Source organism: Mesorhizobium sp. M1006, from assembly GCF_040318825.1.
Taxonomy (GTDB): domain Bacteria; phylum Pseudomonadota; class Alphaproteobacteria; order Rhizobiales; family Rhizobiaceae; genus Mesorhizobium.
In genome coordinates this window covers 1-4,147 of sequence record NZ_JAMYMZ010000108.1, presented here as the reverse complement: position 1 = coordinate 4,147, position 4,147 = coordinate 1, and the positions used below count along the sequence as shown (strand labels likewise).

Sequence of the window (4,147 nt, the reverse complement as noted above, 5' to 3'; positions counted from 1 at the left end):
CCTGGAGTTCGTGTCGTGGAAGGACCGCAAGCCCGTCGTGCCGGCGCTGCGTGCGATCTACCGGGCCAAGGACGCCGAAGCCGGCATGAAGGCCCTGGAGGAATTCGAGGCCGGCTACTGGGGCCAGCGATAATCCCGCGATCACTCAGAGCTGGCGGCGCAACTGGCAGCACGTCGTGCCGTTCTTCGCCTTCCCAGAAAGCGTGCGCCGGATCATCTACACGACGGATGCAATTGAGGCGTTGAACTCCAAGCTGCGCCGCGCCGTCCGCACCCGCGGACACTTCCCGAGTGACGACGCGGCGATGAAACTGCTATATCTGGTCCTGAACCATGCGGCTGAGGAATGGAAACGACCGCCGCGCGAATGGTTCGAGGCCAAGACCCAGTTCGCCGTTGTCTTCGGCGAGAGGTTCGTCAGCCAATGACGAGACCGGCCTCGCGCACAGAATTCCTGACAGTCCCGCCGCCACTCGTCTCGGCCTTCGCTACCGCCTTCGCTGAGGAGACGACCGGGGCCGCGAGCGCGCAATGCCGTCCAGTGGACACAATCCTTCGCTATTATGCGGCGGCGCCTAACGCAGACCGCGACGACAAGCGGGTGACCCCGGAACGGTCCGAGAAGAAAGCGCTGGAGCCACCTTGACCTCAACGACACCAATCAGAGAAGGCTCAGGCGCAAGCAATTATCGACCTCCTCCTGCTCGGAGAGACGGAACCAGTTTTCTTATTGGCGAGTGATGTCAAGACCTGCAACTCTTTCCATGCAAGAGTGAGTTGCTCACTATCGGACAACTGTCGGGCTGTGTTGAGTTAGCGACATGATGGTTCCGGGCGGATTCTACCGCGCTCTTTAAGCCATAGAACAGAATCTTCTCTCTCTGCGTCTCTTCTGCTCAGTTGGCACGTCTTTTGCGCTCTACGTTGTGAGGCGACAGGAGCTGCTGATCTTCATGCCTTAACTGATCGCGACCCATAGGGACAAGCCACATGTCAAGGCAGCAACGTCATCTGAAGCACGGAGCGTTCCTTCAGACCTTGACACGTCCCAACCCATTGAAGCGCGACGCCTGCTCCCGGCCGAGATGCTCGACAAGATACTTAGAATTGTAAGTCGACGATGCTGTCCAGAAGCTGCCAGTACGAGCTCGTATTTAAGGAGGAAGGGATATGCACCACGCTAAACTTTCGGCCGCACGAGAAGTCCTATCTAGGACAAACCTCCTTCTTCTTGCTGGAGGCTCATCAACTGAGCGCGGAAGCTCTCTTGCCACCAGAGATGTGCTGTTGCCGTACCTTCAAAGAATGTGCCGTTCAGTTGACGTTGTGGACCCGAACGACGTAGATTATCTTCTTCGCGCCGTTCGCCAATGCGACTTCGTACTAAATGTTGTTTATGGCGCAGGAGGCGAAGACGGTACGATGCAGGGATTCCTTGACATCCTGCGCGTTCCTTACTCCGGGCCCTCAACCCTGCCCTCTGCGATCGGAATGAACAAAGAGATCTTTGTCTCATTACTTCGAGGTTTGGGCTATCTAGTCCCTCACGGCTGCTTAGTGACAGCGCTGGGAGACCCCCCATCCTGGCCGCGCGAACTCCAGCATTCGAGGGTACTCGTCCTAAAACCAATCGACGAGGGGAACAGTCTTGGAATCAAAATGCTAGACGGCCAGGCTGCAGCCGTCGAGGCAATTGCCAGAATCGACCCTACTGACCGCCCCAGATTCCGCCTAGAAGAATACATCGATGGGCCATTCGGTACCGTCGGCATCTTTCAGGTTGGCCTAGAGCTAGTCATAGGCGATGCCGTACTATTCGACCTTCCAGTTGGCTGGCGCTTTTACGACGACCAGCTGAAGCGAAAGTCGGTTGATAAGCGTGCCACACCCAGGATACTCCATGGGCTGGCGGCAGAACATGTCCGCAATGATGCCCCCAGGCTTTATAGGCAGTTGAATTGCAAAGGGCTCGTGCGCTTCGACTTTATCTTAAACGACCGAATCCCCGTCTATCTGGAGGCTAATACCATCCCAGGACTGTATCCTGGGAGCAATGCGGCGCTCTCCTTCCAGTCAAAGTTCTCGTTCGAAGATCTCCTCATACTGAGTACTGCTGCGCAAATTGCGCGCAGCTAACGCGAGGCCAATGGTCAAGCAGGCTCTCGATTATGGATTAGCGCTTGCATAAATTAGCCGTCATTCCATGCGCATTTTTGAAGCGCTGGCTGGAGGGGACTGACCTGAGACCCTCGTTCGCTCCAGTTCAGCGGAGAGTCCGGAGCTGCATCGCTCCGATACCGTTTCTGGACCGCCGGCAGGTAGAGTTTCCCGGCTTTCTCGCGATGGCGGGCGCCATCGTAATTGAGTAACGAGATCGGGGCTTGTGCCCGATCGCCCCACGCGGGCGTCCCTCATTGTAGTATCTGCGCCAATCCGCCAGTTCTTAGGCAGCGTCGGCAAGGTCAGGAACCAATGGGCTACTACGTCCTAAAGTCGACTGACTTGAGCATCCACAGCCGACCGAGAAGGACCCTCGGCTTGAAAACACCCGCAAGGCGCTTTGACGAGTTGCTTTATGAGCGAGCTTCATCGACGTTGCGACGACCGGTTGCATCCGCCTTGGGATCGACCGGAACACGTCTAATACCGCGTTCATGCAATTCAGTGAAGGCGAAATAGTATTGCATTAATGTTTCTGCGTTGTAGCTTAATATTAATGGAACGTTTGCATTCCGGGATTACGGATATGTTATATTCTTTTTGCTTTGCCATCAAGACGACGGTGGATTGCCGATTTGAATATTCGATTTTTTCCGAGATAGCGGAATAACATGTTAAATATTTGATTCTAAACAATAAACCAGGATTTGGAGAGTGCATGACGTTGTCTCTAGTACGGTCTGCCGATGTCGTATTGGAAATAGATCTAGCGGCAATCCGAGCGAATTTCCAGAAGGTGGCGACTCTTGTCGGACCAGAGGTAAGGGTGGCCGCAGTCGTCAAAAGTGATGCCTACGGACTTGGCCTTTTAAACGTTGCAAGGACCCTTATAGAGGCTGGGTGCCATCTACTGTTTGTTGCCAATTTGGAGGAAGCGCTGCTCCTGAGGTCTTGCTTCGGTGGAATTGCAATCGCGGTTTTTCGCGATGAGTTTGAGAGGTTTGGCACATGGTATCGGTCGCATGATCTGATACCTGTTGTGAATAACTGCAAGGAATTGCATGCAGTCGGCACAGCCGGAGAAGGGCAAACGTACTTTCTTAATGTGGAAACTGGATTCTCTCGCTTTGGGCTTAGCGTTGACGATGTCACGCGCGAGTATCTTCTACGCACCTTCGAAAGGTATCGCCCATCGATCGTACTCAGTCACCTCGCATGTGGCGACTGCATTTGGGACGGGACGAATGTATTGCAAAGGGATAGATTTCGGGCGGTCTATGATCTTCTAAAACCCACGCGCGGCAGTCTCGCTGCCTCCGCCGGTGTATGGCTTGGCAAGGTCTACCACTTTGACATGGTGCGTGTAGGCTCAGCTCTGTACGGCATCAAAAACGCCGGTATGCAAACAAATGCCGTTCAACCCGTTACCAAGCTTAGAGCAAAGATACTTGATGTGCGCAACGTGCCGGTTGGAGAGGCTGTTGGATATGGTGCAACGTTTCGTACGGCGCGACCCAGTCGCATAGCAATCGTTGGAATTGGATACAAGCATGGCCTTCCATGGTCATGCGCTAACAAGCTATTCGTTCGGCTTGGTGGATATTCATCACCTCTATTGGGAAGAGTATCCATGGAATATATAACGATCGATATAACGGACATTCCGGAGGGACGGTGCAACTCGGTGACATTTGTGGATTTGCTAAGTGAAGACTTTACCGTCAATGACCTCGCAACGGCCGCCGGCGTTAGTCCACAGGAAGTGCTGACGCGGCTTGGCGCCGGGTGCACGCGGAAATATCTGAATTTACGCTCTCCATCTGCGGCGTTCACAGCAATACCGTCCGATGCCGGCGATCAGTAGGCGATCGAGAGCAAAGAGCCAACCAACCCGGTGCCTTGTCTAGTGGATTGATCGAGACAAAAGAGTCCGATGTTGGATTCCCATCGGTTTTCGCATGTGCGACGATCGTGCATGCGCACCGGT

Annotated in this window: 2 protein-coding genes and 1 pseudogene; all 3 read left to right on the top strand. The window is 54.3% G+C overall.

The window, feature by feature from the left end; all coding sequences use genetic code 11:
• Positions 1 to 428 (top strand): annotated as a pseudogene (locus NKH60_RS34580) (transposase); the annotation flags it as partial.
• A 742-nt stretch (positions 429 to 1,170) separates the two neighbouring features.
• Complete coding sequence (locus NKH60_RS34575) at positions 1,171 to 2,136, top strand: D-alanine--D-alanine ligase family protein (protein ID WP_352875071.1); 966 nt, start codon at positions 1,171 to 1,173, stop codon at positions 2,134 to 2,136.
• A 742-nt stretch (positions 2,137 to 2,878) separates the two neighbouring features.
• Complete coding sequence (gene alr / locus NKH60_RS34565; RefSeq protein ID WP_352875069.1) at positions 2,879 to 4,024, top strand: alanine racemase; 1,146 nt, start codon at positions 2,879 to 2,881, stop codon at positions 4,022 to 4,024.
• Positions 4,025 to 4,147: the final 123 nt, after the last annotated feature.

What these genes read in the sequence shown, in the direction of transcription:
- NKH60_RS34575 (WP_352875071.1), top strand. Translation starts at nt 1,171, where the DNA reads ATGCACCACGCTAAACTTTCGGCCGCACGAGAAGTCCTATCTAGGACA.
- alr (WP_352875069.1), top strand. Translation starts at nt 2,879, where the DNA reads ATGACGTTGTCTCTAGTACGGTCTGCCGATGTCGTATTGGAAATAGAT.